This is a genomic window from Streptosporangium subroseum, from assembly GCF_900188345.1.
Lineage (GTDB): Bacteria > Actinomycetota > Actinomycetes > Streptosporangiales > Streptosporangiaceae > Streptosporangium > Streptosporangium subroseum.
In genome coordinates, this window is sequence record NZ_FZOD01000011.1 from 106,414 (window position 1) to 133,151 (window position 26,738).

The 26,738-nt window shown below is 68.8% G+C and carries 21 protein-coding genes; 14 read left to right on the plus strand and 7 right to left on the minus strand.

Translation table 11 applies throughout. From position 1 onward, the window contains the following. Positions 1 to 227: 227 nt before the first annotated feature. From CHC08_RS14065 to CHC08_RS14080, 4 genes are read left to right on the plus strand one after another with little or no spacing between them, the layout of a single operon-like run. The gene (locus CHC08_RS14065) at positions 228 to 1,208 is read left to right on the plus strand and encodes an acyl-CoA dehydrogenase family protein (protein ID WP_245878305.1); all 981 of its coding nucleotides are present in this window, start codon (positions 228 to 230) and stop codon (positions 1,206 to 1,208) included. Further along, the gene (locus tag CHC08_RS14070) at positions 1,205 to 1,945 is read left to right on the plus strand and encodes a PIG-L deacetylase family protein (protein ID WP_179282033.1); all 741 of its coding nucleotides are present in this window, start codon (positions 1,205 to 1,207) and stop codon (positions 1,943 to 1,945) included. Before CHC08_RS14065 ends, CHC08_RS14070 begins: the two co-directional genes overlap by 4 nt. After that, complete coding sequence (locus CHC08_RS14075) at positions 1,942 to 2,568, plus strand: class I SAM-dependent DNA methyltransferase (protein WP_089207705.1); 627 nt, start codon at positions 1,942 to 1,944, stop codon at positions 2,566 to 2,568. The genes CHC08_RS14070 and CHC08_RS14075 overlap by 4 nt, the downstream gene beginning before the upstream one ends. Next, positions 2,565 to 3,332, plus strand: coding sequence for a glycosyltransferase family 2 protein (locus CHC08_RS14080; protein WP_089207706.1), 768 nt, complete (start codon positions 2,565 to 2,567; stop codon positions 3,330 to 3,332). Before CHC08_RS14075 ends, CHC08_RS14080 begins: the two co-directional genes overlap by 4 nt. Positions 3,333 to 3,497: 165 nt before the next feature. Here the strand turns inward: CHC08_RS14080 and CHC08_RS14085 are convergent, their stop codons facing one another. Then, a complete protein-coding gene (locus CHC08_RS14085) occupies positions 3,498 to 5,033 on the minus strand; it encodes a long-chain-fatty-acid--CoA ligase (protein WP_089207707.1) in 1,536 nt (511 codons plus the stop codon). 174 nt (positions 5,034 to 5,207) lie between these two features. Between CHC08_RS14085 and CHC08_RS14090 the strand changes: the two genes are divergently transcribed. The 3 genes from CHC08_RS14090 to CHC08_RS14100 all read left to right on the plus strand — a co-directional run bounded on the left by CHC08_RS14090 (position 5,208) and on the right by CHC08_RS14100 (position 9,624). After that, positions 5,208 to 6,752, plus strand: a complete 1,545-nt coding sequence (locus CHC08_RS14090) for a GMC family oxidoreductase (protein ID WP_089207708.1) — start codon at positions 5,208 to 5,210, stop codon at positions 6,750 to 6,752. 288 nt (positions 6,753 to 7,040) lie between these two features. Further along, entirely contained in the window at positions 7,041 to 8,273 is a 1,233-nt protein-coding gene (locus tag CHC08_RS14095; RefSeq protein ID WP_245878306.1) for a cytochrome P450, read from the plus strand. 76 nt (positions 8,274 to 8,349) lie between these two features. Beyond that, positions 8,350 to 9,624 (plus strand): cytochrome P450, encoded by a 1,275-nt coding sequence (locus CHC08_RS14100; protein ID WP_245878307.1) that lies wholly within the window; start codon positions 8,350 to 8,352, stop codon positions 9,622 to 9,624. 75 nt (positions 9,625 to 9,699) lie between these two features. Here CHC08_RS14100 and CHC08_RS14105 read toward each other — a convergent pair whose 3' ends face one another. Continuing rightward, positions 9,700 to 11,964, minus strand: a complete 2,265-nt coding sequence (locus tag CHC08_RS14105; protein WP_089207710.1) for a hypothetical protein — start codon at positions 11,962 to 11,964, stop codon at positions 9,700 to 9,702. Positions 11,965 to 12,522: 558 nt separating this feature from the next. On the opposite strand from CHC08_RS14105, the gene leuS reads away from it, so the two are divergent. Further along, complete coding sequence (gene leuS / locus CHC08_RS14110; RefSeq protein WP_089207785.1) at positions 12,523 to 14,991, plus strand: leucine--tRNA ligase; 2,469 nt, start codon at positions 12,523 to 12,525, stop codon at positions 14,989 to 14,991. A gap of 302 nt (positions 14,992 to 15,293) precedes the next feature. Then, complete coding sequence (locus CHC08_RS14115) at positions 15,294 to 16,160, plus strand: NAD(P)-dependent oxidoreductase (RefSeq protein ID WP_089207711.1); 867 nt, start codon at positions 15,294 to 15,296, stop codon at positions 16,158 to 16,160. A gap of 60 nt (positions 16,161 to 16,220) precedes the next feature. Here CHC08_RS14115 and lexA read toward each other — a convergent pair whose 3' ends face one another. Both lexA and CHC08_RS49540 read right to left on the minus strand, forming a co-directional pair. Next, the gene (gene lexA, locus CHC08_RS14120; RefSeq protein WP_089207712.1) at positions 16,221 to 16,931 is read right to left on the minus strand and encodes a transcriptional repressor LexA; all 711 of its coding nucleotides are present in this window, start codon (positions 16,929 to 16,931) and stop codon (positions 16,221 to 16,223) included. A 72-nt stretch (positions 16,932 to 17,003) separates the two neighbouring features. After that, the gene (locus tag CHC08_RS49540) at positions 17,004 to 17,534 is read right to left on the minus strand and encodes a hypothetical protein (RefSeq protein ID WP_179282034.1); all 531 of its coding nucleotides are present in this window, start codon (positions 17,532 to 17,534) and stop codon (positions 17,004 to 17,006) included. Between the two features lie 160 nt (positions 17,535 to 17,694). Between CHC08_RS49540 and CHC08_RS49545 the strand changes: the two genes are divergently transcribed. The 4 genes from CHC08_RS49545 (at position 17,695) to CHC08_RS14140 (ending at position 22,389) form a co-directional block, all read left to right on the plus strand. Beyond that, positions 17,695 to 17,964 (plus strand): LysM peptidoglycan-binding domain-containing protein, encoded by a 270-nt coding sequence (locus CHC08_RS49545; RefSeq protein ID WP_179282035.1) that lies wholly within the window; start codon positions 17,695 to 17,697, stop codon positions 17,962 to 17,964. Positions 17,965 to 18,304: 340 nt separating this feature from the next. Beyond that, a complete protein-coding gene (gene nrdR, locus CHC08_RS14130) occupies positions 18,305 to 18,766 on the plus strand; it encodes a transcriptional regulator NrdR (protein WP_089207714.1) in 462 nt (153 codons plus the stop codon). Between the two features lie 88 nt (positions 18,767 to 18,854). Then, positions 18,855 to 21,683: a vitamin B12-dependent ribonucleotide reductase gene (locus CHC08_RS14135; protein ID WP_089207715.1), complete on the plus strand. Its 2,829-nt coding sequence runs from the start codon at positions 18,855 to 18,857 to the stop codon at positions 21,681 to 21,683. A 208-nt stretch (positions 21,684 to 21,891) separates the two neighbouring features. Continuing rightward, positions 21,892 to 22,389: an HAD domain-containing protein gene (locus tag CHC08_RS14140; protein ID WP_089207716.1), complete on the plus strand. Its 498-nt coding sequence runs from the start codon at positions 21,892 to 21,894 to the stop codon at positions 22,387 to 22,389. 203 nt (positions 22,390 to 22,592) lie between these two features. Here CHC08_RS14140 and CHC08_RS14145 read toward each other — a convergent pair whose 3' ends face one another. From CHC08_RS14145 to CHC08_RS14155, 3 genes are all read right to left on the minus strand, one after another. Then, a complete protein-coding gene (locus tag CHC08_RS14145; RefSeq protein ID WP_245878308.1) occupies positions 22,593 to 23,498 on the minus strand; it encodes an alpha/beta hydrolase in 906 nt (301 codons plus the stop codon). Positions 23,499 to 23,640: 142 nt separating this feature from the next. Next, complete coding sequence (locus CHC08_RS14150; RefSeq protein ID WP_245878309.1) at positions 23,641 to 24,579, minus strand: nitroreductase/quinone reductase family protein; 939 nt, start codon at positions 24,577 to 24,579, stop codon at positions 23,641 to 23,643. Between the two features lie 516 nt (positions 24,580 to 25,095). Then, complete coding sequence (locus CHC08_RS14155; RefSeq protein WP_089207718.1) at positions 25,096 to 26,016, minus strand: aminoglycoside phosphotransferase family protein; 921 nt, start codon at positions 26,014 to 26,016, stop codon at positions 25,096 to 25,098. 138 nt (positions 26,017 to 26,154) lie between these two features. Between CHC08_RS14155 and CHC08_RS14160 the strand changes: the two genes are divergently transcribed. Next, positions 26,155 to 26,619 carry a hypothetical protein gene (locus CHC08_RS14160; RefSeq protein ID WP_089207719.1) on the plus strand — a complete coding sequence of 155 codons (465 nt, stop codon included), beginning with the start codon at positions 26,155 to 26,157 and terminating at the stop codon, positions 26,617 to 26,619. Positions 26,620 to 26,738 lie beyond the last annotated feature (119 nt).

Below are 26,738 nucleotides of genomic sequence, written 5' to 3' on the forward strand. Positions count from 1 at the left end.
GTATTTCGTTCTGACGTGCAGGGCGCTGACTTACAGGACAGCGGGTAAGGCGGAATGCGGGCGAGCTCGTCCCGGATCGCGTACGGCCCCTTCCCACGAAGACTTCGTGGGAAGGGGCCGTACGCACCCGTGACCTGACGATCCATTCGGAGAACCCGAAGAACGCTGCCTTCTTCATCGCCCGCGCCGGGTGATAGGAATGCCTTCGGCGGGGTAGTCCCCAGCCTGTGAACGGGGAAAAGCAAGGCAGTTCCGCCCGGTACGGCGAGGTCGGCGGGGAGTTCGTCGCCGCGGTGAAGTCGGGGCGGCTGGAGCTTCCGTTGCCCGGTGCGGGCCGGACCATGCAGCGGTGGGAGGCGTTCGCCTCGCTGGCCCAGCGTGACCTGTCGCTGGCGCGACTGTGCGAGGGCCACGCCGACGCCGTCGCGATCCTCGCCGAGCTTGACGGCCCGGGCCCCTCACCGGACAGCCGGTGGGGCGTGTGGGCGGCACAGCCTCCGGGCCCGTCCCTCACGGCGACCTTCGAGGGAGGCGGATGGCGGCTGCGCGGGACCAAACAGTACTGCTCGGGAGCGCGGGTGTGCACCCATGCCCTGGTGACCGCCGAGGCACCGGACGGCCCCCGCCTCTTCGCCGTCGCGGTCGAGGCCCTGGAACCGGTGGCCGACAGCTGGGGGGCGACGGGAATGGCCGCCAGCGACACCCTGGACGTCTTCTTCGACGCGGTTCGCGCCGAACCGGTAGGACCGGTGGGCGGATACGTGGAACGACCCGGCTTCCACCACGGCGGTGCGGGCGTCGCCGCGTGCTGGTACGGAGGAGCCAGGGGAGTGGCCGAGACGTTGCTGGTCGCCGCAGGTGAGCGGGACGTCGGCCCGCACGCCCTGGCCCATCTGGGCGCGACCGACGTGGCGTTGCGGACCGCCAGGGCCGCCCTGAAGGAGGCGGCCGACGAGATCGACGCCGATCCCCACGATCTCAAGGACGCGGGAAGGCTGCGTTCGCTGCGTCTCAAGGCACTGGTGGAGGCCGTGTCCACCGACGTCATGGGCCGGGTGGGCAGGGCGCTGGGAGCCGGGCCCCTCGCCCGCGACAGGGCACATGGGCGCAGGGTCGCCGACCTGACGGTCTATCTGCGCCAGCATCACGCCGAACGGGACCTGGCCGCGCTGGGCGCGCTCATCGCCGAGCAGGGGACGGTCTGGTGAACGCGGAACAGGCCGGCCGGCCGGCCCTCAACCCCATCGACGCCCCGGGGACCCCGGAGGCCGAGTGGCGCGCGTGGCCGGGGCTCGGCGCCCTTCCCGCGCTCGCGTACGGCGGCTGGCAGAGCGTGGTGGTGATCGCCGCTCACCCCGATGACGAGGTGCTGGGAGTGGGCGGGCTGCTGTCGCTGCTGGCGGCCGCGGACGTACGGCTCCGACTGATCGCCGTCACCGACGGAGAGGCCTCCCACCCGGGCATCGCCGATGTGCCGGCGCTGGCGGCGCGACGGGTGAAGGAGAGCGAGTCCGCACTGGAGGCGCTCGGCGCCCACGCCGTCGAGATCGTGCGGCTGGGGATGCCCGACACGGGACTGGCGGCCCACGAGGGCGAGCTCACCGAGGCGTTGAAGGAGGCGGCCGCCGGGTTTCAGGTGTGCCTGGCCCCGTGGGAGGCGGACGTGCACTCCGATCACGAGGCCGCGGGCCGGGCCGCGGTGGCGGCCGGGCTGCGGCCCTGCTTCTATCCGATCTGGACCTGGCACTGGGCCCGGCCCGGCGACGTGCGGCTGCCCTGGAGCCGGGCGCTGCGGATCCCCCTGCCACCGCCGGACCGGGCGCGCAAGCTGGCGGCCATCGGCTGCTTCGCCAGCCAGCTGGAGCCTCGCGACGGCCTGGAAGCCGTGCTCCCACCCGGCATCCTCGCCCACTTCACCCGTGACCACGAGGTGCTCTTCCGATGACGGCCGAGGCGTCGACCCTCGGGCCGGAGTACTTCGAGCACATGTACTCGGCCTCACCCGACCCGTGGGGGTTCACCTCCCGCTGGTACGAGGAACGCAAATACGCCATCAGCGCCGCGCTGCTGCCCTCCCGCCGCTACCGCGACGCCTTCGAGGTCGGCTGCTCCATCGGAGTGTTCACCGCGCTGCTCGCCCCGCGCTGTGATCGTCTGCTGGCCTGCGACCTGTCTCCCGTCGCGGTCGCGGCGGCCGCCGAGCGTACGGCCGGCTACCCGTGGACGCGGGTGGAACGGCGCACCATGCCCGGCGACTGGCCGCGACAGGAGAGCGGATTCGACCTCATCGTGCTGTCCGAGGTGCTCTACTACTTCGGCGGCGAGGACCTGGACCTGATGCTCGACCTCGCGACCGCCGCGCTGAGCCCCAGCGGCACCCTCCTCGCGGTGCACTGGAGACATCCCGTCGCCGAGTATCCGCGGAGCGGCGAAGAGGTGCACCACGCCCTCGCCGGCCGTACCGAGCTCACCCGCCTCGTCGACCACCGCGAACCGGACTTCCTCGCCGAGGTCTATCTCCGCGGTTCCACGGCTCCCTCGGTGGCCGAGACCGAAGGACTTGTGTGATCCAAGCCATCGGGGTCGTGGTACCCGCCCGCGACGAGGAGGACCTGCTGCCCTCATGCCTGGCAGCGGTGGACCTGGCCGCGCGCATGATCACCGGTATGGCGGTTCACCTGATCGTCGTCGCCGACACGTGCAACGATCACACGGCGTCCCTCGCCGCGCAGGCCGGAGCGACCGTCGTGGAGGGCACCATGGCCAATGTCGGGCAGGCACGGCGGGCGGGCGCGGAAGAACTCCTGCACCGGACCCGCGCCCTGGATCCCGCGACCGTCTGGCTGGCCACCACCGACGCCGACACCCTCGTCCCGCCCTGCTGGCTCAGCCGCCAGCTCAGGCACGCCCGCCACGGGTGGGAGGCCGTCGTCGGCACCGTGATGGTCACCGACTGGGCCGAGTACTCCCCGCGGTACCAGGCCGTCTACACCGAGCGGTACGCCGTCGGCGTGGAGACGGCCGATGCCGGGATGGCCGGTGAGGGGGCGGCCGGGGTGGGGGCGGACGGTGCCACCCGATGGCATCCGCACGTGCACGGCGCCAACCTCGGCGTCACCGCCGCCGCCTACCTGGCGGCCGGCGGGTTCAGCGCGCTGCGGACCGGTGAGGACCACGCTCTCGTCCGCGCCCTGGAATCGGCGGGGAGACGCGTTCTGCGCACCACCGACGTGGCCGTGGTGACCTCGGCGCGCCGCGCCGCACGAGCACCGGGCGGGTTCGGCCACTTCCTCACCTGGCTCGAACACGAGGTCATGCCCAGCACGGGCTGACGTGCCCAGCACGGGTGAAAGGTCCTCGAACGCGATGTCACGCCCAGGTACGGGCGGAGAAGGCGCCACGAGCACGGCGCCGTGCCGAGCACCGGCTGAAAGGGGACTCGAACACGACGCCATGTCCGCGCGGGCCGAGGGGCGACGGCCCCGGCCGCGGTGCGCTCAGCGGAGCTCGCGCTTGAGGATCTTGCCGGTGGCGGTCATCGGCAGCGCGTCACGGAACTCGACGATCCGCGGATACTTGTAGGCGGCCATGGTCTCCCTGGACCAGGCGACCAGCTCCTCCTCGGTGACGGTCGCTCCGGGGACGCGGATGACATAGGCCTTGACCTCCTCGCCGTGCGAGTCGTTCGGGACTCCGACCACCGCGACGAGGGAGACGTCGGGGTGGGTCATCAGGACCTCTTCGATCTCCCGCGGGTAGACGTTGAAGCCGCCCCGGATGATCATGTCTTTGGCCCGGTCGACGATCGAGTAGTAACCGTCCTCGTCGCGGGTGGCGATGTCGCCGGTGCGGAACCAGCCGTTGTTCATGACCTCGGCGGTGGCCTCGGGCCGGTTGTAGTAGCCCTTCATCACGTTGTGACCCCGGATCGCGATCTCGCCGGGACCCTCGCCCTCGATCGTCTTCCAGTCGCCGTCGACGAGCTTCATCTCCACGCCCCAGATCGGCGTGCCGATCGTGCCGGGCTTGGTGGGCCTGCCGAGCTGGTTGAAGCTGGCCACGGGTGAGGTCTCCGACAGGCCGTAGCCCTCGAGAATGCCGATGCCGAAGGTGGCCTCGAAGTCCCTGAGCACCTCGACGGGGGAGGAGGCGCCGCCCGCCGACGCGATCTTGAGCGAGGTGGGCACCTCGTCACCGTCGGCGTGGATCTTCGTCAGCATGGCCCAGTACATGGTCGGCACGCCCGCGAACAGCGTGACGTTCTCGCGGCGGATGAGCTCCAGGGCGGGGCCGGGCTCGAAGCGCGGCATGAGCACGACGGTGGCGTGACGCCGGAACCCGGCGTTCATGACGACCGTCTGGCCGAAGGAGTGGAACAGCGGCAGCACCGCGAGGTAGGCGTCGCCGCCCTCGGTGCGCGGGAACATCTCATCCGAGACCATGGCGTTGAGCAGCATGTTCTGGTGAGTGAGCTCGGCGCCCTTGGGCTGGCCCGTGGTGCCGCTGGTGTAGAGGATCACCGCGGTGTCGTCCGGCGAGGTCTGCACGGTCTCGAACGTGCCGGGCAGGCCTTCCAGCGCCGCCCACAGCGTCTCGCCGTACTCGGACTCCGTGGCGAACGCGGCGGCGGGCAGCACGAAGAAGTGCTCCGCCGACGAGGCGTTCTCGAAGCCCGCCCGCCCTCGCTCGCCCAGCGGCAGTTCCGGGGAGCCCTCGAAGCAGAACAGCGCCTTGGCGTCGGAGTCGTCGAGGTGGTAGGCGATCTCCCTCGACTGCAGCAGCACGTTGAGCGGTACGACCGTGGCCCCGGCCTTGAGGATCCCGTAGTAGACGAACGGGAAGTAGGGCAGATTGGGGCAGGCCAGCGCGACCTTGTCGCCCTTGCCGATGCCCCGGGAGACCAGCAGGTTGGCGACCTGGTTCGCGACGGTGTCGACCAGGGAGTACGGCAGCCGCAGGTCGCCGAAGACCAGTGCTGTGCGGTCGGGGAACTCCCGGGTGCTGTCCTCCAGCACGATCGACAGGTTGAGCATGGTGCGTCCTCCTCAGAGCAAGCCCTTGATTTCGCTCATATTTCCAGATCGGGATACCTACCGGTAGGTAACTGTCATTACAAATTGACGGGCAGGCAATGGAAGGGTAGATACGTAAGAGCCCGCTTACGGGGAGGCGAGCTGACCGTCTTGTGCGAGGAAAGGTCAGTGGGCATGGAGTACGACTATGTGATCGTAGGCGCCGGATCGGCGGGGTGCGTGCTGGCCAACCGGCTCTCCGCGGACCCGGGGGTGACGGTCGCGCTGATCGAGGCGGGCGGATCCGACGACAAGATCGAGGTCCGGATGCCCGCTGGGTTCGGCAAGCTCTTCAAGACCGACGTCGACTGGAACTTCACCACCGCCAAGCAGGCCGAGATGTTCGGCCGCGAGCTCTACTGGCCGCGAGGCCGGATGCTCGGCGGCTCCTCGTCGATGAACGCCCAGATGTGGGTGCGCGGGCACAGGGCCGACTACGAGGGCTGGGGCGTTCCCGGCTGGTCCTACGACGAGGTCCTCCCGTACTTCCAGAGGATCGAGCGCCGCGTCGGCTCCAACCACGGCGGTGTGTACGGCACGCGAGGCCCGATCCACATCGAGGAGCTGCGCACCCCCAACCCCGCCACCGCGGCCTTCCTCCAGGCGTGCGGGGAGCTGGGGCTCACCCGCCTGCCGGAGCTGAACGGCCCCTCCAACGAGGGCTACTCCCAGACCCCGGTCACCCAGAACAGGGGCCGCCGCTGGAGCTCCGCCGACGCCTATCTCCGGCCCGCGGCGAAGCGGCCCAACCTCACCGTGCTGACCTCCTCGCACGTGCACGGGATACTCGTCGCCGACGGGCGCGCGACCGGCGTGAAGTACGGCGACGGCACGGTGGTGCGGGCGCGCAGGGAGGTCATCCTGTCGGCCGGCGCGATCGGTTCCCCGCACCTGCTGATGCTGTCGGGCATCGGCGCGGCCGGCGAGCTGCGGGCGGGCGGCGTCGAGCCGGTCCACGAGCTTCCCCAGGTCGGCAAGAACCTCCAGGACCACCTGGCCTCGGGCATCTTCCTGCACTGTCCCCAGTCGATCACGCTCGCGGGCGCGGAGTCGGTCGGCAACCTGCTCCGCTTCCTGGTCGGCCGTAGGGGCATGCTCACCTCCAATGTCGGTGAGGCCGTGGCCTTCATCCGCACCTCCCCCGACGAGCCCGCTCCCGACATCGAGCTGATCTTCGCTCCCGGTCCCTTCATCAACCACGGGCTCACCCCGCCGCCGGGTCACGGCCTGACCATCGCCGTGATCCTGCTCCAGCCGGAGAGCCGCGGACGCGTCTCCCTGGACGGCGGGGAGGTCGTGATCGATCCGGGGTACCTGACGGCGGAGGCCGACCTCCGGCGGCTGGTCGCCGGGCTGAAGAAGGCCGGGGAGCTGTTCGAGACCGCGGCGCTCGGACCGCTCGCCGGACCGCCGATGGACCCGTACTGGGGTGCGCGGACCGACGAGGAGCTCGCCCGCTGGATCCGGGAGCGCAGCGAGACCCTCTACCACCCGGTCGGCACCTGCCGGATGGGGCAGGACGCCGACTCGGTGGTGGATCCCGACCTGAGGGTCCGGGGGATCGACGCCCTCCGGGTCGTCGACGCCTCCGTCATGCCGGTCATCAACCGCGGGCACACCCACGCGCCCACCGTCATGATCGCCGAAAAGGCCGCCGATCTGATCATGGATAACGGGTGACGGTGACGACCGGGCCGGCACGGTGGCGTCCGCCGTCCGTCGTCATGCCACCGAGCGCGCCCGGCGCCGTTCCCGTCCCCGTGGAGCGCGTGAGGGCCGCCGTGTCCGGAACAGGCGGGGGGCGGCGGGCTTCCTTTCGCCGGGCTCCAGGGTGGAACATGTTCTCGGCACCGGGCCCCTCCCAAGCCCAGGGGCCTCGAAAGGTCGGCGATCTCGTCCTGGAGCGGTTGAGGTGAAGATCATGTGGGGGGACTCGGTGAACGGGATGAGATTCCAACGGAGGCTGGTGTGACGGTTTCACTCGCGGACATCGATCTGTCGGACATCACCTTCTGGGAGCGGCCGATGGCCGAACGCGAGGAGGCCTTCGCGCTGCTGCGCGCGCAGCCGGCCCCGATCCTGTTCCCCGAGCCGCCGGTCGCCTATGCCGCCCCGGGGCCCGGCTTCTACGCCCTGGTGAGGCATGCCGACATCGTCGAGGCCAGCCGCCGCCCCGATGTCTTCTCCTCGGGCCGGGGCACGACCTCCATCCAGGACCTGGGGGCCGACTTCGGCGAGTACTTCGGCTCGATGATCAATATGGACGACCCGAGGCACGCCCGGCTCCGCCGTATCGTCTCCCGGGCGTTCACCCCCAAAATGATCAAACAGTTCGAGGCCGACGTGCAGGTTGAGGCCACCCGGATCGTGGACGACCTCATCGCCAAGGGGTCCGGATGCGACTTCGTGACGGAGGTGGCCGTCAAACTGCCCCTGAAGATCATCTGCGACATGATGGGCGTCGGCTCCGAGCACTACCAGATGGTCCTCGACGCGTCCAACATCATCCTGTCGGGCGGTGATCCCGAGTTCATCGCGGACATCAGCCGTGCGGCCGAGCTGCTCCTCGGCGCGGGACAGCGCCTGCAGGACCTCGTCGTCTCCCTGGCCGCCGAGGGCGGTGACAACCTCATCACCTCCCTGACCAGCGCCAACATCGACGGGGAGAAGCTCACCGCCCAGGAGCTCGGCTCGTTTTTCATCCTGCTGGTCGTGGCGGGCAACGAGACCACGCGCAACGCCATCTCGCACGGTCTGCACCTGTTCACCGAGAATCCCGGCCAGCGCGCCCTGCTGCTGGAGGATCTGGAGGGGCGCCTCCCTGGAGCGGTCGAGGAGATCGTCCGGCTGGCCTCACCCGTCGCCTGGATGCGCCGCAGTCTCACCCAGGACCACGAGATGAACGGCCACCTCTACCGCGAGGGCGACAAGGTCCTGCTCTACTACTGGGCCGCCAACCGTGACGAGGCCGTCTTCTCCGACCCCTACCGCTTCGACATCCAGCGTGTCGAAGGCCCGCACCTGGGCTTCGGCGGACCGGGCCCGCACTTCTGCCTCGGCGCCCATCTGGCCCGCCGTGAGATCACCGTGATGTTCCGGGAGCTGTTCACCCGGATCCCGGAGATCCGCTCCGTCGGTGAACCCGACCGTCTGCGTTCAAGTTTCATCAACGGCATCAAGCATCTCAACTGTGATTTCTAAAGCCATAGCCTCTTAAATCATGGCTTATGGTTCGATCCATTGACGTAAGTGGTTGCTTTCGCAAATGATTGGCGCCATGAGCGTGACGCCAGCCGAGCGGAAGCCGATCATCTCCGCCGCCGACTTCGACCTGTCGGACTACGACTTCTGGGCCAGGCCCATGCCGGAGCGGGAGCATGCCTTCCAGCTCCTGCGAGATCTGGAGCATCCCGCCTTCTACGAGGAGATGGAGCTCACCTACGCGCCGAAGGGTCCCGGATACTACGCGTTGGTCAAGCACGCGGACATCCTGGAGGCCAGCCGCAACCCCGAGGTGTTCTGCTCGGGAGAGGGCGGAGCCACCAACATCCCGGACATGCCGCCGGAGTTCACCGAGTACTTCGGCTCGATGATCAATATGGACGACCCGAGGCACGCCCGGCTCCGCCGTATCGTCTCCCGGGCGTTCACCCCAAAAATGATCAAGCAGTTCGAGGCCGACGTCGACACGGCGGCCGCCCGGATCGTGGACGACCTCATCGCCAAGGGGTCCGGGTGCGACTTCGTGACGGAGGTGGCCGCCAAGCTGCCCCTGAAGATCATTTGCGACATGATGGGGATCCCGGAGAAGGACTACGGCACGGTCTTCGACCGGTCCAACATGATCCTCGGAGGGTTCGACCCCGAATACGGCGGCGAGGACATGTCCACCGTCGCCGAGAAGCTGCTGACCGCGGGGATGGAGCTGCAGCAGCTCGTCCAGGACCTCGCCGCGCAGCGGGCCGAACACCCCACGAGCGACCTCATCTCATCGCTGGTCAACGCCAACATCGACGGGGAGCAGCTCACCGCCCAGGAGCTCGGCTCGTTTTTCATCCTGCTGGTCGTGGCGGGCAACGAGACCACGCGCAACGCCATCTCGTACGGCCTGCGTCTCCTCACCCAGAACCCCGACCAGCGCGCCCTGCTGCTGGAGGATCTGGAGGGGCGCCTCCCCGGGGCGGTCGAGGAGATCGTCCGCCTGGCCTCGCCGGTGAACTACATGCGCCGCAAGGTCACTCGCGACCACGAGATGAACGGCCAGCTCTACCGCAAGGGCCAGAAGGTCGTCCTGTACTACTGGGCCGCCAACCGGGACGCGCGCGTCTTCCCCGACCCGTTCCGCTTCGACATCACCCGCAGCCCCAATCCGCACGTCGGCTACGGCGGACCGGGCCCGCACTTCTGCCTCGGCGCCCATCTGGCCCGCCGTGAGATCACCGTGATGTTCCGGGAACTGCTTCGCCGCGTTCCGCAGATCGAGGGTGGCAGCCCGGAACGGCTCTACTCCAGCTTCATCAACGGGATCAAGCACATGAAATGCGAGTTCTGAGTCACCCGCGACCCGCCGGCACCCGGCTGGAAGGCCGAGTGCCGGAATCCCCGGTTCGCAAAACCGGGGAGGAGGTCAAGAGGTCGACGCCTTGATCGACTTGAAGACCGTGTTGATGTCGGGCAGCAGCTCCTTCTTGCTGTCCGGCACCGACATGTAGACGATCGCGGGCAGGTCGGCGCCGGTGTTCACGGCGGCCACGACCATGGTGGTCTTGGCCTCGCCAGAGGTGATCTCATAGGCGGCGAGCTGACCCGGCAGGCCGTTGACGGTCAGGGTCTGCTGGGCGGTCTTGCGAGCGGTGTTGTCCTCGGGGAAGAACTTCTTACGGCCGGCGGACGCGACCGCGTTGATCACGGGGGCGAGGTTCTCCGGTGAGGTGTACTTGCTCTTCAGCCGGGGCGAGAGCGGCCCCGACATCACCTGGGCGAACTGCGTCTTGCCCGTGGAGTCCGGGCCCGCGGGGAGATACTGGCGGGTGGAGAATCCGAAGACCGTGGGCACGGTCGGGCGCTGGTCCTGCCGCCAGGGAGTGCTGAGCTTGGCCAGGGTGATCCCGGCCCCCTGGTCGGTGAGGGTGCCGGCGACGGGCGAGGCCTCTCCGGGGAAGCGCGGCAGACGGCCCACCGGCTTGGGCTTGGCGGCGCTCTTGCCGGTGGCCGCGGGCTTGGCCGTCGAGGTTGTGGGCTCCTCCTCGGTGGAGGCCAGCGGTCCGGCGATGAACGCCCAGAGCAGCGCGAGGATCAGCGCGAGGACCACGGAGCCCGCGAGGGCGAAGACCCAGACGGGTCTGCCCTGCCCCTCGAGATCCTCTTCCTCGTCCATGGCCTGGTAGTTCTCACCGAAGACCGTGTTCCACAACTCCTGCTGACGCTCGGGCGGAGGGGTCTTCGGGCCGCTGATCTGGCCCGCGGTGACAAACGGCTTGTTCGGGTCGGACGGATCCCGGCTCAGGTGGTGGCCCGGCTGGCCCTGCTGCCCTGGCTGGCCCGGCTGTGTCGGCGGAGCCTGTGGGAGCTGCATCTGCACGGTCTGCTGGGTATGAGGGTTGTTGCCGGGAGGAACGTCGGGCCCCCGAGGCGGGAAGACGGGGACGTCCGACGCGGCCGACGACGCGGCCGCGGCGGTCGCGGCGGCCAGAGCCCACATGGCGGGATTGTCCGGCACGCCGTAGCTGCGCCGCGGTGCGGGGCCGGCGCCGTTACCGCCGTTGGTGCCATTGGTGCCGCCGTTGCTCCTGCCGTTGCCGAGAGGGGCGCCGTTGCCGGAGGGAGCACCGCCGAACGGAGCGACGGGGACCTCGGCCGGGGGGTTCGCCCAGGAGGCGGGGGCTTCGGCTGGAGGATTCGCCCAGGAAGGGGGGGAGAAGAGCGGATCCCGCGATGCGGGGGGACCCGCGTTCCACGCCGTGCTCTCCACCGGAGGAGCAGGGGGCCACGCGCCGTTCTCGGCCCCCTGGGCCGGCGGCCAGGAGCCGAGGTTCTCCCTCGGAGCCGCGGAGGTCTGCCAGGGCTCGGCCGGCGGTGAACCGGGAGCCTGCGGGCGGCCCTGGCCACCTCCCTGGGGGCCGGAGGCCTGCTGACGGGCGTCGTTGCCTCCCTGCGCCGGTGTGGCCGGCAGCCACACGTTCTCAAGGGAGGAGACCTGCCGGCCGTTGCCCGGGGAGGGCTGTTGCCGGCCGTCGTTGGGGGAGGGAGCGCCGGGGGCGGGCTGCTGCCATCCGCCGTTTCCCTGAGGACCGGAGGCCTGTTGCCAGCCGTCACTGCCTCCCGGCAGACGGCTCGGGTTACCCCCCTGAGGGCCGGAGGCCTGCTGCCAGCCGTTCCCGGGAGAAGGATTGCCGGGAGAGGTCTGCCAGGAAGCGTCGGTCTGGGGGCCGGAGGCCTGCTGCCACCCGTCGTTGCCTCCCTGCGGTGCGGCGGCCTGCTGCCAGCCGTCACCGCTTCCCTGAGAGCCGGCGGCCTGTTGCCAGCCGTCGCCGCCTCCCGGCAGGCGGCCTGGGTTGCCTCCCTGAGGGGCGCCGGCCTGCTGCCAGCCGTTACCGGGGGCAGAGGCACCGGAGGAGGCCTGTTGCCAGCCGTCGCCGTTTCCCTGGGGACCGGGGGTCTGCTGCCACCCGTCGTTGCCTCCCTGCGGTGCGGCGGCCTGCTGCCAGCCGTTGCCGGGAGAAGTGGTGCCGGGGGAGGTCTGCCAGGAGCCGTCGACTCGGGGCTCGTCCTGGGGGAGAGGAAGTCGGGGGCTGCTGGTGCCAAGGGGATCCTGCGCCCAGGTGGGCGGTGGCTCTTCTGCCTCCGGCCATGCCCGAGGCGGGTGGGACTGGCTGGACTGCTCCGAGGCCATGCTTTCCTTACCTCCCGCGCGGGTGCCCGAATTAAGGGTATTGGGCATGGTCTCACGTGAGACAGGGGAGTTCGCAGGGAAACTGGCGAACGCCCCCCTGAACTGGAGTCCGGTGGGGTCGGTTGGTGGATCCTGCATGGGCAGGCCGACCTCCGAAGGATCCGGGCCCTGCCCTGGCTCGACTGAATATGCCACGGTAAAGAGAGTAAGCGGGGGGACGTACGAGGTCACAACAGGTGTATCGCCATCTGGTCTCGTCTTGTCCAGATGTATGAACGTTCCTATTGTGTCGACCTGTCGGTCCGCCTGTCCCCCTTTCGCCATGATCGGTCTTGTTTCCCCAGGCCACGAATATGACGTGATGGACTGCGATAGGCTTGGGATATGCATGCCGCGACCCTGCTGCTTACCGGGCCGCATCGGCTTTCCTGGCTCTGAGTCCCCGCCGATGCGGCTGCCCTCCGCGTGAGCGGAGGGTTTTTCCATTGGGGCAGAACGGGCCTGATCATCTGCACAGACTTATACCGAGGGAAGATTGACGTGAGCGAGCAAGCCGACATGCAGAGTGACGCGCAGCACTACGACCCGCAGGCACTGCAGGTCAAGTGGCAGCAGCGATGGGAGGAACTCGACCCCTTCCGGGGCTCCGACGACCCCGCTGACACGCGTGAGCGACGCTACGTGCTCGACATGTTCCCCTATCCCTCGGGCGACCTGCACATGGGCCACGCCGAGGTGTTCGCCATCGGCGACGTCGTCTCGCGTTACTGGTTCCAGCGCGGTTACAACGTGCTGCACCCCATCGGCTGGGACTCCTTCGGCCTGCCCGCCGAGAACGCGGCGATCCGGCGTAACGCGCACCCCGCCGAGTGGACCTACGCCAACATCGAGACCCAGGCCCACTCCTTCAAGCGCTACGCGGTCTCCTTCGACTGGTCGCGCCGCCTGCACACCAGCGACGCCGAGTACTACAAGTGGACCCAGTGGCTGTTCATCCGCTTCTTCGAGCGGGGGCTGGCCTACCGCAAGGGCGGCCTGGTCAACTGGTGTCCCAACGACCAGACCGTGCTGGCGAACGAGCAGGTCGTCGGCGGCAGGTGCGAGCGCTGCGGCGCCGACGTCGTCCGCCGCGAGCTGACCCAGTGGTACTTCAAGATCACTGACTACGCCGACCGGCTGCTGGACGACATGGAGCAGCTGAAGGACGGCTGGCCGGAGCGCGTGCTGACCATGCAGCGCAACTGGATCGGCCGCTCCGAGGGCGCCGACGTCAACTTCGTGATCGAGGGCCGTGACGAGCCGGTCACCGTCTACACCACCCGTCCCGACACCCTGTACGGCGCGACCTTCTTCGTGGTCGCCCCGGACGCGCCGCTGGCGGCGGAGATCGTCACCGACGATCGGCGCGAGGCGTTCGAGGCCTACCGGGCCGAGGTGGCCAAGTTGTCCGACATCGACCGGCTGTCCACCGACAAGGAGAAGAGCGGCGTCTTCCTGGGCCGCTACGCGATCAACCCGGTCAACGGCGAGCGCATGCCGGTCTGGGCCGCCGACTACGTGCTGTCCGACTACGGCCACGGCGCGATCATGGCGGTTCCCGCGCACGACCAGCGCGACCTGGACTTCGCCCGCGCCTTCGGCCTGCCCGTCCGCGTGGTCGTGCACACCGGCCTGGCCGACCCCGGGGAGACCGGCGTCGCCACCTCCGGCGATGGCGCGATGGTCAACTCCGGCCCGCTGGACGGCCTGACCAAGGCCGACGCGATCCGGAGGATCACCGAGGTCCTGAGCGAGCGGGGCACCGGCCGGCCCACGGTCAACTTCCGGCTGCGCGACTGGCTGCTGTCCCGCCAGCGTTTCTGGGGCTGCCCGATTCCGATCATTCACTGCGGCGACTGCGGCGAGGTCCCCGTCCCCGACGACCAGCTGCCCGTCACCCTGCCCGACCTGCGCGGCGAGGCCCTGACCCCCAAGGGGGTCTCTCCGCTGGCCTCGGCCGAAGACTGGGTCAACGTCGACTGTCCCAAGTGCGGTGGCCCGGCCAAGCGCGACACCGACACGATGGACACCTTCGTCGACTCCTCCTGGTACTTCCTGCGTTACGTGGACCCCACCTACGAGGGCGGTCCTTTCGACGTGGAGAAGCTGCGCAAGTGGGGTCCGATCGACCAGTACGTCGGTGGCGTCGAGCACGCCGTGCTGCACCTGCTGTACTCGCGGTTCTTCACCAAGGTCCTGCACGACATGGGCATGGTCGACTTCGTCGAGCCCTTCACCCGCCTGCTGAACCAGGGGCAGGTGATCAACCGGGGCAAGGCGATGTCCAAGTCGCTGGGCAACGGCGTGGACCTGGGCGAGCAGATCGACTCCTACGGCGTGGACGCGGTCCGGCTGACCGTGGTGTTCGCCGGCCCGCCCGAGGACGACATCGACTGGGCCGACCTCTCCCCGGCCGCGTCGCAGAAGTTCCTGGCCCGCGCGTTCCGCGTCATGACCGAAGCCGGCGCGGCGTCGGCTCCCGGCGCGGACTTCGCCACCGGTGACCTGAGCCTGCGCAAGGTCGTCCATCGGACCATCGAAGAGGTCACCAGGCTGATCGAGTCCCATCGTTTCAACGTCGCGGTGGCCCGCATGATGGAGCTGACGAGCGCGGCCCGCAAGGCCATCGACTCCGGCCCCGGCGCCTCCGACCCGGCGGTCAGGGAGGCCGCCGAGTCCCTGGCCGTCATGCTGTCGCTGGTCGCGCCGTACGCCGCGGAGGAGGGCTGGGAGCGGCTGGGGCACCCCGCCACGGTCGCCACGGCCGGCTGGCCGGTGGCCGAGCCGGCCCTGCTGGTCCAGGACTCCGTCACCTGCGTCGTCCAGGTCGCCGGCAAGGTGCGCGACCGGCTGGAGGTCTCCCCGGAGATCTCCGATGCGGAGCTGGAGGTTCTGGCACTGGCCTCGGAGAAGATCCAGCCCTTCCTGTCCGGCGTGCCGCGCAAGGTCATCGTCCGCGCGCCCAAGCTGGTCAACATCGTCCCTTGATCTGATCTCCGGACGGACTCCGGAGATTTCCCGTGCCGCGTCACGCGGCGTCTCGCAGGGCGCGTGACGCGGCACGGGTGCTTGACGCCTGACGGCTCCGTCCGCCGGTCTGAGATCTCAGCCGAGGACGACGAGCCCGCCGCGCCGTCTTCGCCGTCCAAGGTGGCGAGGTCGTGGCGTGTCGGGCGGATCGCACTCGCCCATCCTCGGCGCCCTGTCGTAAAGACTTCGCACCTCTTCGTGCCGTCCCCGCGTAGCCGGTCGCGAAAGGAGGAAGACATTCGCTGACAGAGGGATGGGACATGCGGATATCAGTATTCGGGATGGGCAACATGGGGCGGGCGCTGGCCCTGCGGTTGCTCGAACGCGGTCATGCGGTCACGGTCTGGAACCGGACTCCGGGCAAGGCGTCCGAGGTCGTCGACGCCGGCGCCGCGGAGGCCCCATCGCCGGCCGAGGCCGCGCGGGGGACCGAGGCCGTGCTGCTGTCGCTCGCCGATGATCAGGCGGTCCGTGATGTCATGGCTCGGCTGGCCGATCTCGGATCGGATCCCGGCGGACCGGTCGTGGCCGACATGAGCACCGTCTCTCCGGTCACGACCCGCGCGCTGGTGGACCTGGCGCCGGGAGGCCGATTTGTGGCCGCACCCATCGTCGGAGGCCCGCAGGCCGTCGTCGCGGGACAGGCCGTGGGCCTGGTGGGCGGTGAACGCGACCTCGTGGACCGGCTGAAGCCGATCTGGTCGGATGCCTTCACCGCGCGCTGGTACTACTGCGGCGGCGATCCCGGAGGCGCCCTGACGTACAAGCTCCTGAACAACTATCTGATGATGTCCGGCATCGCCGTTCTTGCGGAAGTGGTGGCCACGGGCCAGGCGGCCGAGCTTGACGAGGCGATACTGCGGGACTTCCTCTTCGAGTGGCCGACGATCGCGCCCGCCCTGCACAACCGGCTCGACGACCTCATCGGGGGTGACCATCGCGGATGGTTCACGACGCCGCTCGGTGCCAAGGACGTACGACTCCTCGCCGAGGTCGCGGAGTCGAAGGGCCTTGAGCTGCCGATCGCCCGGCTGGTCGAACAGCGCTACGAGGAAGCCGCCGGGCGTGGCTGGAGCGACTCCGACATCACCGCGGTCGTGGAGCTGCTCCGGGAGCAGCGTCGCTGAACGACGGAGGGGAGCGGGGCGGCCCTGACCGGGCGGCCCACTCCCCTCGGATGCGTCGTCTCAGAGCTTGCGCAGAACCGCCACGACCTTGCCCAGGACGGTGGCCTCGTCACCCGGGATCGGATCGTAGTTCGCGTTGTGCGGGACCAGCCAGACGTGGCCGTCCTTGCGCTTGAAGGTCTTGACCGTGGCCTCGCCGTCGATCATCGCCGCGACGACGTCGCCGTTGTCGGCCACGGGCTGCTGGCGCACGACCACCCAGTCACCGTCGGCGATCGCCGCTTCGATCATCGAGTCGCCGGCCACCTGGAGCAGGAAGAGTGTGCCCTCGCCGACGAGCTGCTTGGGCAGGGCGAAGACGTCCTCGACGCTCTCCTCGGCGAGGATCGGGCCACCGGCGGCGATCCGGCCGACGAGCGGCACGTAGGCCGCGGTCGGGCGGTTGATCGGCGCCTCGTCGTCGCCGGCACTGGGATCCATCCACAGGGCGGGCTCGCCGGGAAGGCGCACCTCGAGGGCGCGCGGGCGGTGCGGATCGCGGCGCAGATACCCCTTGCGCTGCAACGCCGTCAACTGGTGCGACACGCTGGAGGTGCTGGTGAGCTGCACCGCCTCGCCGATCTCCCGCATGGACGGCGGATAGCCCCGCTGCTGCACGGAGTCGCGGATAACCTCAAGGATCTTCCGCTGTCTGGGGGTGAGGCCAAGAGAGTCACGCCTACGTACCGCCAGGTCGCTGGTGGCCGAACCGTTCTCATCATGTTCGCTCATGCGATCTCCTCGCATCCCGGTCTGTATTGATTACGTCGCACACAGCGACCGTACCTCGACCGAAGATCATATTCAAACAATTGTTCGAATGTCCTCGAAATCGATGCCAGCGTGGTGTACAACATCGTACGGGAGTTCGATCGACATCGTGTTCGATTCGCCGATCTTTCTTCGACATGTGTTCGGCCAGGTCGAAGGGATGGGGGCCATTTTGAAGCCGACTGCGACGACGCTGCGATCCGTGCCGTCACCGAGATCCGCGACGCCACCGGAGCCCGCGAGAACGCCGAGAACACCGAGAACACCGCAAACATCGAAAACACCGCCACCCGCGAGGGTGCGGCGATCTCTGCCGCCATCGGGCGCCGTGCCGGTCGCGCCGGCCGTGCCGTCATCGAGGTCCGCGACGCCACTGAGGTCCGTTCCGACGCCGGGGTCCGCGACACCGTCGAGGTCTGTTCCGACGCCGAGGTCCGCGACGCCACTGAGATCTGCGACACCGTCGAAACCCGTGACGTCATCGAGATCCGTGCCGACGCCACGGTCCGCGAGGACGTTGCGATCCGTGCCGTCATCGAGATCCTCGAAGGCGCCGCGACCCACCGTGACGCCACGACCTGCGGTGACGCCACGACCGGCGAGGGTCCTGCGATCCGTGCCGGCGCCGCGAGCCCGGGCGGTGACGCCTCCGCGGCCGGGCCCGCGGGGAAACGCCCGGCGTTCTCACGCGCCGCTCCGCCTCACCCGGCGTGGGAGAATCGTGATGGTGGCGGCGCTCGCGCTGATCACTTTGGGGGGGCTCTGGATCGGGGGCCGCATCGACGCCGCCTCGGCGGGCGAGCGGAGCGGTCACGAGGGCCTGCCCTGGGTCGTGGTGCACGAGGGCGACACGTTGCGGGAGATCGCGGACGCGGCGACGAGAGAGGTCGATCCCGGCAGGGTGGCTCGCCGGATCATGGATCTCAACGGGCTGTCCGGCTCTGTGCTCCAGCCCGGGACGCGGCTCTACCTGCCCGACGGCCTGGCCCCCTGAGGGGGTGGCCCAAGAGGTCTCCGAAGTTTCGTTCGAAAGATTGCCGGAAGGTCCGCGGGCAGTCGGGAGGTCGTTCGACGGGCCTTCGGGGGGCGACACGCCGGGCGATGAGGGCTGATCAGCGACTTCGCTGCAAAGGGCCTTCCTAACTTGCGTTCATGGTCCGACACTCCTACCGTTGGACCACAACATCTAGTGGCTTCGGCGACATCCTTCACCATAGATTGTGTTTCCATTACCGCATCTCGACTATTCGAGGGGCGTGCGCAGGCGTCTCGATTCGAGAGCCGCGAGGTGCATGAGGTGGATGAGCCGCTCAGCCGGTCAAGGAGGCGACCGCGTGCATTGTCCGTTCTGTCGTCACCCTGACACGCGGGTCATCGACAGCAGGTCCACCGAGGACGGCGGCGCCATCCGCCGCAGGCGCACGTGCCCGGAGTGCGGGCGCAGGTTCACCACGCAGGAGACGGTGCTGCTCATGGTGAGTAAGCGCAGCGGCGTGACCGAACCATTCTTCAGGGACAAAGTGGTCGCCGGGGTCCGGCGGGCATGCCAGGGCAGGCCGGTCGGCGAGGATTCGCTGGCCCAGCTGGGCCAGCTGGTCGAGGAGAGCATCCGGGCGACCGGATGCGCGGAGATCGCCGCTCACGAGGTCGGGCTCGCGATCCTGGGCCCACTCCGCGAGCTGGACGAAGTGGCCTACCTACGGTTCGCCTCCGTCTACCGCGGATTCGAGACCCTGGCCGACTTCGAGGCAGAGATCGAGCAGTTGAGGACAGAGCGTTCCATCAAGCAGGACTGAATCAGACCCCGTGCGCCGGGGGACAGGGCGGCGCGTTGTTGATGTATCCGACTCGAGGGCTCCGCAAGAGCCCCGGAAGGGGGAAGTCATGACGGAAACCGTCAGTGGCGCGGTTACACGTGGGGGCAAGCGAGTGCACAAGGGTTTGAGGATGAAGCGCATCTTCACCACACCTGGGGTGCATCCCTACGATGAGGTGCTCTGGGAGCGCCGTGACATCGTCATGACCAACTGGCGCGACGGATCGATCAACTTTGAACAGCGGGGCGTCGAGTTCCCCCAGTCCTGGTCGGTCAACGCCGCCAATATCGTGACCACCAAATACTTCCGCGGCGCGGTCGGCACCCCGCAGCGCGAGTGGAGCCTCAAGCAGCTCGTCGACCGCGTGGTGGGCGTCTACACCAGGACCGCCGTCGAGCACGGCTACTTCGCCACCGAGGAAGACGCCGAGATCTTCGACCATGAGCTCAAGCACGCTCTGGTCAACCAGGTCTTCAGTTTCAACTCGCCGGTCTGGTTCAACGTCGGCACCGCCTCGCCGCAGCAGGTCAGCGCCTGTTTCATCCTGGCCGTCGACGACCAGATGGAGTCCATCCTCGACTGGTACAAGGAAGAGGGTGTGATCTTCAAGGGTGGTTCGGGCTCCGGCGTGAACCTCTCCCGGATCCGCTCCTCCAAGGAACTGCTCTCCAGCGGCGGTACGGCCAGCGGCCCGGTCTCCTTCATGCGCGGCGCGGACGCCTCCGCGGGCACCATCAAGTCGGGCGGCGCCACCCGCCGCGCGGCCAAGATGGTCGTCCTGGACGTGGACCACCCCGACATCGAGGAGTTCATCGAGACCAAGGCGCGCGAGGAGGACAAGGTCCGCGCGCTGCGCGACGCCGGCTTCGACATGGACCTGGGCGGCAAGGACATCGTCTCCGTCCAGTACCAGAACGCCAACAACTCCGTGCGCGTCTCCGACGAGTTCATGAACGCGGTGGAGAAGGGCGATCGGTTCGGCCTGCGCGCCCGCCTCACCGGCGAGGTCATCGAGACGGTCGAGGCCAAGGACCTGTTCCGCAAGATGGCCAAGGCGGCATGGGAGTGCGCCGACCCGGGCGTCCAGTACGACGACACGATCAACGACTGGCACACCAGCCCAGAGACGGGCCGCATCACCGCCAGCAACCCGTGCTCGGAGTATCTGCACCTGGACAACTCCTCCTGCAACCTGGCGAGCATCAACCTGCTCAAGTTCCTGAACGACGACGACTCCTTCGACGTCGCGCGCTTCGTGAAGGTGACCGAGCTGGTCATCACCGCGATGGACGTCTCCATCACCTTCGCCGACTTCCCGACCCAGAAGATCGACGAGACCACCCGGGCCTACCGCCAGCTGGGCATCGGCTATGCCAACCTCGGCGCGCTGCTCATGGCCACCGGCCACGCCTACGACTCCGACGGCGGCCGGGCCGTCGCCGGCGCGATCACCTCGCTGATGACCGGCGTCTCCTACCGCCGCAGCGCCGAGCTGGCCGCGGTCGTCGGACCGTACGACGGCTACGCCCGAAACGCCGACGCCCACAAGCGGGTCATGCACAAGCACAGCGCGGCCAACGACGCCCTCCACACGATCGACGCGATCGACGGCGCCATCCACAAGGAGGCCTCCAAGCAGTGGGCGGAGTGCCTCAAGCTCGGTGACAAGAACGGTTACCGCAACGCCCAGGCCTCGCTGCTCGCGCCCACCGGCACCATCGGCCTGATGATGGACTGCGACACCACCGGCATCGAGCCCGACCTCGCCCTGGTCAAGTTCAAGAAGCTCGTCGGCGGCGGCTCCATGCAGATCGTCAACCAGACGATCCCGCGCGCGCTCCGGCAGCTGGGCTACCAGGAGGAGCAGGTCGAGGCGATCGTCGAATACATCGCCCAGAACAGCCACGTCGTGGACGCCCCCGGTCTCAAGCGGGAGCACTACGAGGTGTTCGACTGCGCCATGGGCGAGCGGGCGATCGCCCCCATGGGCCACGTCCGGATGATGGCCGCGGCCCAGCCGTTCCTGTCCGGCGCCATCTCCAAGACGGTCAACCTGCCCGAGTCCGCGACGATCGAGGACATCGAGCAGGTCTACATGGAGGGCTGGAAGCTCGGCCTGAAGGCCCTGGCCGTCTACCGCGACAACTGCAAGGTCGGCCAGCCGCTCTCCGTCGCCGGCAAGAAGAACGAGGAGAAGGTCGCTCCCGCGGAGCCGGAAGTCCAGGTCGTGGAGATCAGCCGCCCGACCCGCCGCCGGATGCCGAACCAGCGCCCCAGCACCACCACGCGCTTCACCGTGGGCGGCGCCAAGGGTTACATGACCGCCTCGTCCTACCCCGACGACGGTCTCGGCGAGGTCTTCCTGAAGATGTCCAAGCAGGGCTCGACCCTCGCGGGCGTCATGGACGCCTTCTCGGTGGCCATCTCCATAGGCCTGCAGTACGGCGTGCCGCTGGAGACCTACGTCGGCAAGTTCGTCAACATGCGCTTCGACCCGGCCGGCATGACCGATGACCCGGACGTCCGCATGGCGGCCTCGGTGATGGACTACATCTTCCGTCGCCTGGCCCTGGACCACCTGCCCTACGACGATCGAGCCGCCCTCGGCATCTTCTCCGCCTCCGAGCGCTCCGCCCAGCAGCGCGGCGAGGACCCGGCCCCGATCCACACCGACGAGGTCATCGCCGAGCTCGCCACCTCCGCCCCGATAGAGGAGCAGCCGCAGCTCCGCCGGGAAGTGGTCGCCGTGGCGGCCCCGGAACGGGTCGGTTCCCTGGAGTCCCACCAGGGCCGCACCGCCGACGCGCCGCTCTGCATGACCTGCGGCACCAAGATGCGACCCGCCGGCAGCTGCTACGTCTGCGAAGGCTGCGGCTCCACCAGCGGCTGCAGCTGATAACAAGCAGGGTTGCGGTGAATGCAGCATTCGGCTGCGTCTGCATAGTCCGATAGCAGCAGGTCACGAGGGGTGGCGAGGCAAATCGCTCGCCACCCCTCATCCTCCTTGGGCGCTCAGTTGACGCGCCCCACCCGGTCGCTCTGGTGCGTGCCGGAGCCCGCTTCGAACGCGGCGTACTCGCCGAACGTGACGAGGTCACCGCAGCATGACCGGCCTTACCGAACGTCCGTTGCTCTTCCTCGACGTCGACGGGCCGCTTCTCCCGTTCGGCGAGGACCCGCAACGCACATCGCGGGTTACCGCGCCGGACTCGCACATGGCGCGGCTCACCTTCGGGGTGGGGCGTCGTCTGGCGGCGCTACCCTGCGAACTCGTCTGGGCCACAACCTGGGAAGACGAGGCGAACGTCGAGATAGCACCTCGAATTGGGCTGTCGCGGCTGCCCGTCGTGAGCTGGCCGGAGCCAACCCGGCACCATGAACGTGAGGACCAGTGGTTCGGGCTCTGCTGGAAGACCCGGACCTTGGTGAACTGGGCGGGCGGACGCCCGTTCGCCTGGGTCGACGACGAGATCACCGATGCCGACAGGGAGTGGGTCTCCGCGCACCATAGCGGCCGGGCTCTCCTCCACCACGTGGAGTCGTACCGGGGACTCGCCGACGAAGACTTCGCAGTCCTCGATCAATGGCTTCGAACCCTGTAAATCACCCGCAATCCACAGGATCTGACAATTGCTCGACGGCAGGTGAAGCCGCTGCCCGCAGCCGCGGACGACAGAGATTCCGCCGATCGCGCTGCCGGCGGCGGCTCATGAGACGAGGTCACCTCATGGATGGGCCGTTTCCCGGAGCGGCCCTGGCGACGCATCGGGGACCGTAAACGCGCGGTTCAGAGCCAGGATGATCATCATGTCCGGTCCTGCGCGACGGGCGCTTGGTTGATCCACGCCGCGATGCGGCGCAGCAGGGTGGTGGCGATGGAGAGCGGGGTAGGCAGGAGCACGGTCGCGTGGAAGGCGTGGGGCATGCCGTCGTAGATGTCGAGACGGACGTCTCCTCCGGCGGCGGAGACGGCTTCGGCGAAGCGCCGCGCGTCGTCGAGCATCACCTCTTTCGAGCCGACCGCGAGCAGAATCGGCGGCAACCCCCGGAGCTCGCCGTGGAGGGGAGACTGAGGGGCTCGGTCCGGTCGCACCCCGGCCAGATACTGGGTGCGGACGTGGTCGAGCACGGCCCGGTTGACGAAGTCCTGGCCGTCGTTTGCGTCGATGGACGGGCTGGACAGGGTGAGATCGGTCTGCGGGGAGATGGCCAGCGCCGCCGCGGGGAGGGGATCGCCCGCCTGCTTGAGCACGAGCAGCGCCGACAGCAGCAACGTGCCCCCGGCGGACTCACCTGCCAGAATGATCCGTGAGGCGGGCACGTCTTGGTCGAGCAGGCTTCGATAGGCGGCCACCACGTCGTCGAGCGCGGCCGGATATGGGTGGGCGGGGGCGAGACGATAGTCCACCGCCAGAACGGGCCGGCCGGTCGCTTGGGACAAGCGATAAGCCATGACCTGTTCCAGGTGGGGGTTTTTGTATTCGAACCCGCCCCCGTGGACGTAGATCGTCACCCCCATCTCAATCACCGCCTGGCCTGCCGGGCGGCGGGGCGCGCCAACCCAGGCGCCGGGAATGCCTCCGGTGTGCGACAGGACGGGCGTGAGGTCGGCGTCGGCGGGCAGGACGGGGGGACGTGATTGCAAGGTCCTCATTTCCGCCATGACCGCGGCGCTGTCGTCGGGTGTGGTGGGGATGTGCGTGACGTTCAAGATGCGATCCCTTTCGACCGGGCAGGTGACGGGGTCTGGTCCGCCACCTGCCCGGCGTGGTTGAAGTCCGGTGATACGGCAGGCATGGTGATGAGAGCGGTCATCGGATGGCGCGCGGCACGCGCGGGCGGTGCTCGATGGTTTAGGTGGTCATCGCGTTCAGAATCGGGACCAGGTGCTGCTCTTCGTCATCCAGGTGGGCCTCCAGCTCCGCGGTGAGCCGGTCGACCTCGGCCAGGAGTGTGCCGGGGTCGGTTCCCTCACCGGAGATCAGGGTCTGCAGCCGGGTCAGCAACCGTGCGATCGCCTCATGCTCCTGGCGCAGCCGTTGCAGGGCCGGGGCGAGTTCGGGGTGCTGTTTTTCCAGGGAGGAAAACAGTCCGCCGTTCTCGCCGAGGTGATGGTGGTGAAGTCCCTGGCACAGGGTCAGGCAGTTGACGCGGAGTTGCGCGCCCAGGTTCGGTCCTGATGCGGTGAGTTCACCGCGGATGAGGGTGAGCTCTCTGCGGAAGGCGTCGTGGATCGCGGTGAGGAAGTCGCCGGCCGGTCCGGCGGGAGGTCCGCCGCCGAGGGGGGTGAGGGCGATGACGGGGATGACCCGCCCGGCTCTGGCCTGGTAGTCGGCCCACCCGGGATCGGCCTGCACCGCGCGGGCGAAGAGGTGGTCTCGTTCCCGGCCTTTCAGGACGGTCGCCTGCGCGGGGTAGGTGAAGATTCCGTCTTCCACGGTGACGCGTGGGTTGGCGAGGAGGTTGTGGTACCAGGCCGGATGGGTCGGGGCGCCTCCGGCGGAGGCGATGATCAGCATGCGTTCGCCGTCGGGTAGGTAGCCGAGTGGGGTGGTGTGGCGGGTGCCGGTTCTGGCTCCGGTGGTTGTCAGGAGGAGGAGCCGGCCTCCTTCGAAGGGGCCGCCGACCCGGCCGGCGTTGGCGCGGAACTCTTCGATGATCTGCTGGTTGAAGTTGTTGGGCATGCTCTGCCTACTCCAGGCGTGAGTGAAGTCGCGGGTGTGCGCGGTGGTGGTGGGTGACTGCGGTGTGGGCGGTGCGAGGTCACCGCACGCCGACTGGGCTGCGGGCATGGAATCTCGATGGGCACGCAGGACGGTGGGCCGTGAGTCGGTCACTGGCCTGTCGGGTTCGAGGAGAGCTCGCATGCGGCGGTGGTGCTGAGCACTACCGGGCGCGGGGACGGCGCGCGGGCGCGATGCGGTTAGGCGCGGCCTGTGAAGTGTGAAGTCACGACATCATCCCTTGATACGGCGCCTCCATGCCACCGCCGTCCTCCCGGCCGGCGACACGCGACATGCAGATCATTACAGGCCCTCTCAGCAAACGTTGTCAAGGCGCAAGGCTCTTCGCCGTCTTGCTGGAGGAGGAGGTCCGGCCTTGTGGCCGGGCCTCTTTGTTATTGCCGCAGGGATCGCCGATCAGTCGGCAAGCTCCTGCGGATGCTCCCTGGATTTGTCGTGTGGTCGGGCGCCTGGCCTAGGGAGTGGACTGCTCGGGGCGTCGACGAATGGTCGGCTGACGTGCGCGAACGTGAGATCGCACTGTCTACGCCGCGACGGTTCTCTGGCGCGTGGGGAAGCGATTGCTCAGCGATGGGTCGTTGCGATGAGGCGTCGCAGTGCGGCGTGCGCGGGTGGGCCCCAGGTGGGCTTGCCGCCTGGGCGGCCGTGGACGCCGGCGTCGCCGACGTGGAGGCCGACGAGGGCGCGGATCACGGCCCATCCGCGGGCGCGGCGCAGGGTCGCCGCGTCCGCGGTCGCCTGGTAGGCGGCATGGAAGAGGTCGGCGGCGCCGTCCGGCAGCAGAGTCCAGGCGGCGGCGAGGTCGACGGCCGGATCGCCGGCGAACAGGTCACCGAAGTCGATCACGCCGCAGATGGTGCCGTCCGCGGTGAGAATGTTGGCCGGATGCAAATCGCCGTGGAGCCACAGTGCCGGGCCGGCCCAGTCGGGCGCGGTGGCGGCGTCGTCCCAGACCGCGCGGACGGCGTCCGGGTCGGGGACGAGCCCCAGCTCGGTGGCCGAGGCGAGCTGCTGGGTGACCCACTCGGAGGAGCCGGCCAGCGGCCCTCCGCGGCCCCGGCCGGCGGTGTCCACCTCTTCGGGGGCGGGTTGGTGAAGAGCGGTCAGGAAGGAGGCCAAGGCGTCGGCCGCCTCCGCGCCGCGCGTGACGGGGGCGCGGTCGGCGGGCTCGCCCGGCACCCAGGTGGTGACGATCCAGGGCCGCGGAAACCGTGCGGAGGGCTCACCGAGGCGCTGCGGAACGGGAACCGGCAGAGGAAGGCGCGGGGCGAGGGCGGGCAGCCAGGTGTGCTCCTTGCGCAGCAGCGCGTCAGCGGACTCCGTCGCCCAGGGCAACCGGACGGCGAGGTCGTCGCCGAGCCGCCACAGCTGGTTGTCCCAGCCGCGCGCACCGAGCCTCACAGGGTGATCGGCCAGGTCGGGGTGCTGGTCACGCAGCAGATCCCGCACCAACTCCGCGGTGATCTCGATCCCGGTGTGCGTCATGCGGATCAACAGTAGCCGGATGGCAGCCGACCCGCTCCAGCCGCTCGATGGTTGTCAGGCGAACCGGTTGAAGGTCGTTAAGGCGCGTCAGGCAAGTAGCCTGACCGTGATCGCCCGCGACGGTGAAGGAGCCCCCCGATGACCACCGACTCAACGATGACCCGGATCGGTCAGGGGGTGGAGTTGCATCACCACCAAGGTCAGCGTGAAGCCGCTCGCGACCTGTTCGCGCAGATCTGGGACGACATCGGCGGCGAGCAAGGCGACCCGCTGCATGTTTGCGTCCTGGCCCACTCGATGGCCGACGTGCAGGACGACGTGCACCAGGAGCTGATGTGGGATCTGCGAGCGCTCGCCGCCGCCGATCTGGTCACCGATGAGCAGGTGGCGCAGGCCGGGGTGCCGCTTTCTGTGGCCGGCCTGTATCCGTCGTTGCACCTCAACCTGAGCGAGTGCTATCGCAAGCTGGGCGATCTGAGCCGCGCCCGCGAGCACCTCCAGCAGGCGCGGGCCGGAATCGGCGCGCTTGGCGATGACGAATACGGTCAGCTCATCAAGGGTGGCCTGGAGCGGCTGGCCGAACAGCTGGATGATGTCACCTGACGGTGAGCCCGGCGAACTCTCCGAACGAGCCGTTGATCTTCTTTGTGGACGGGCCGGGCAGGGTTGCCCCCAGGTCATGAGTCCCAGGGGCCCGGGCGTTTCCCAGGCCGTCAGATGCC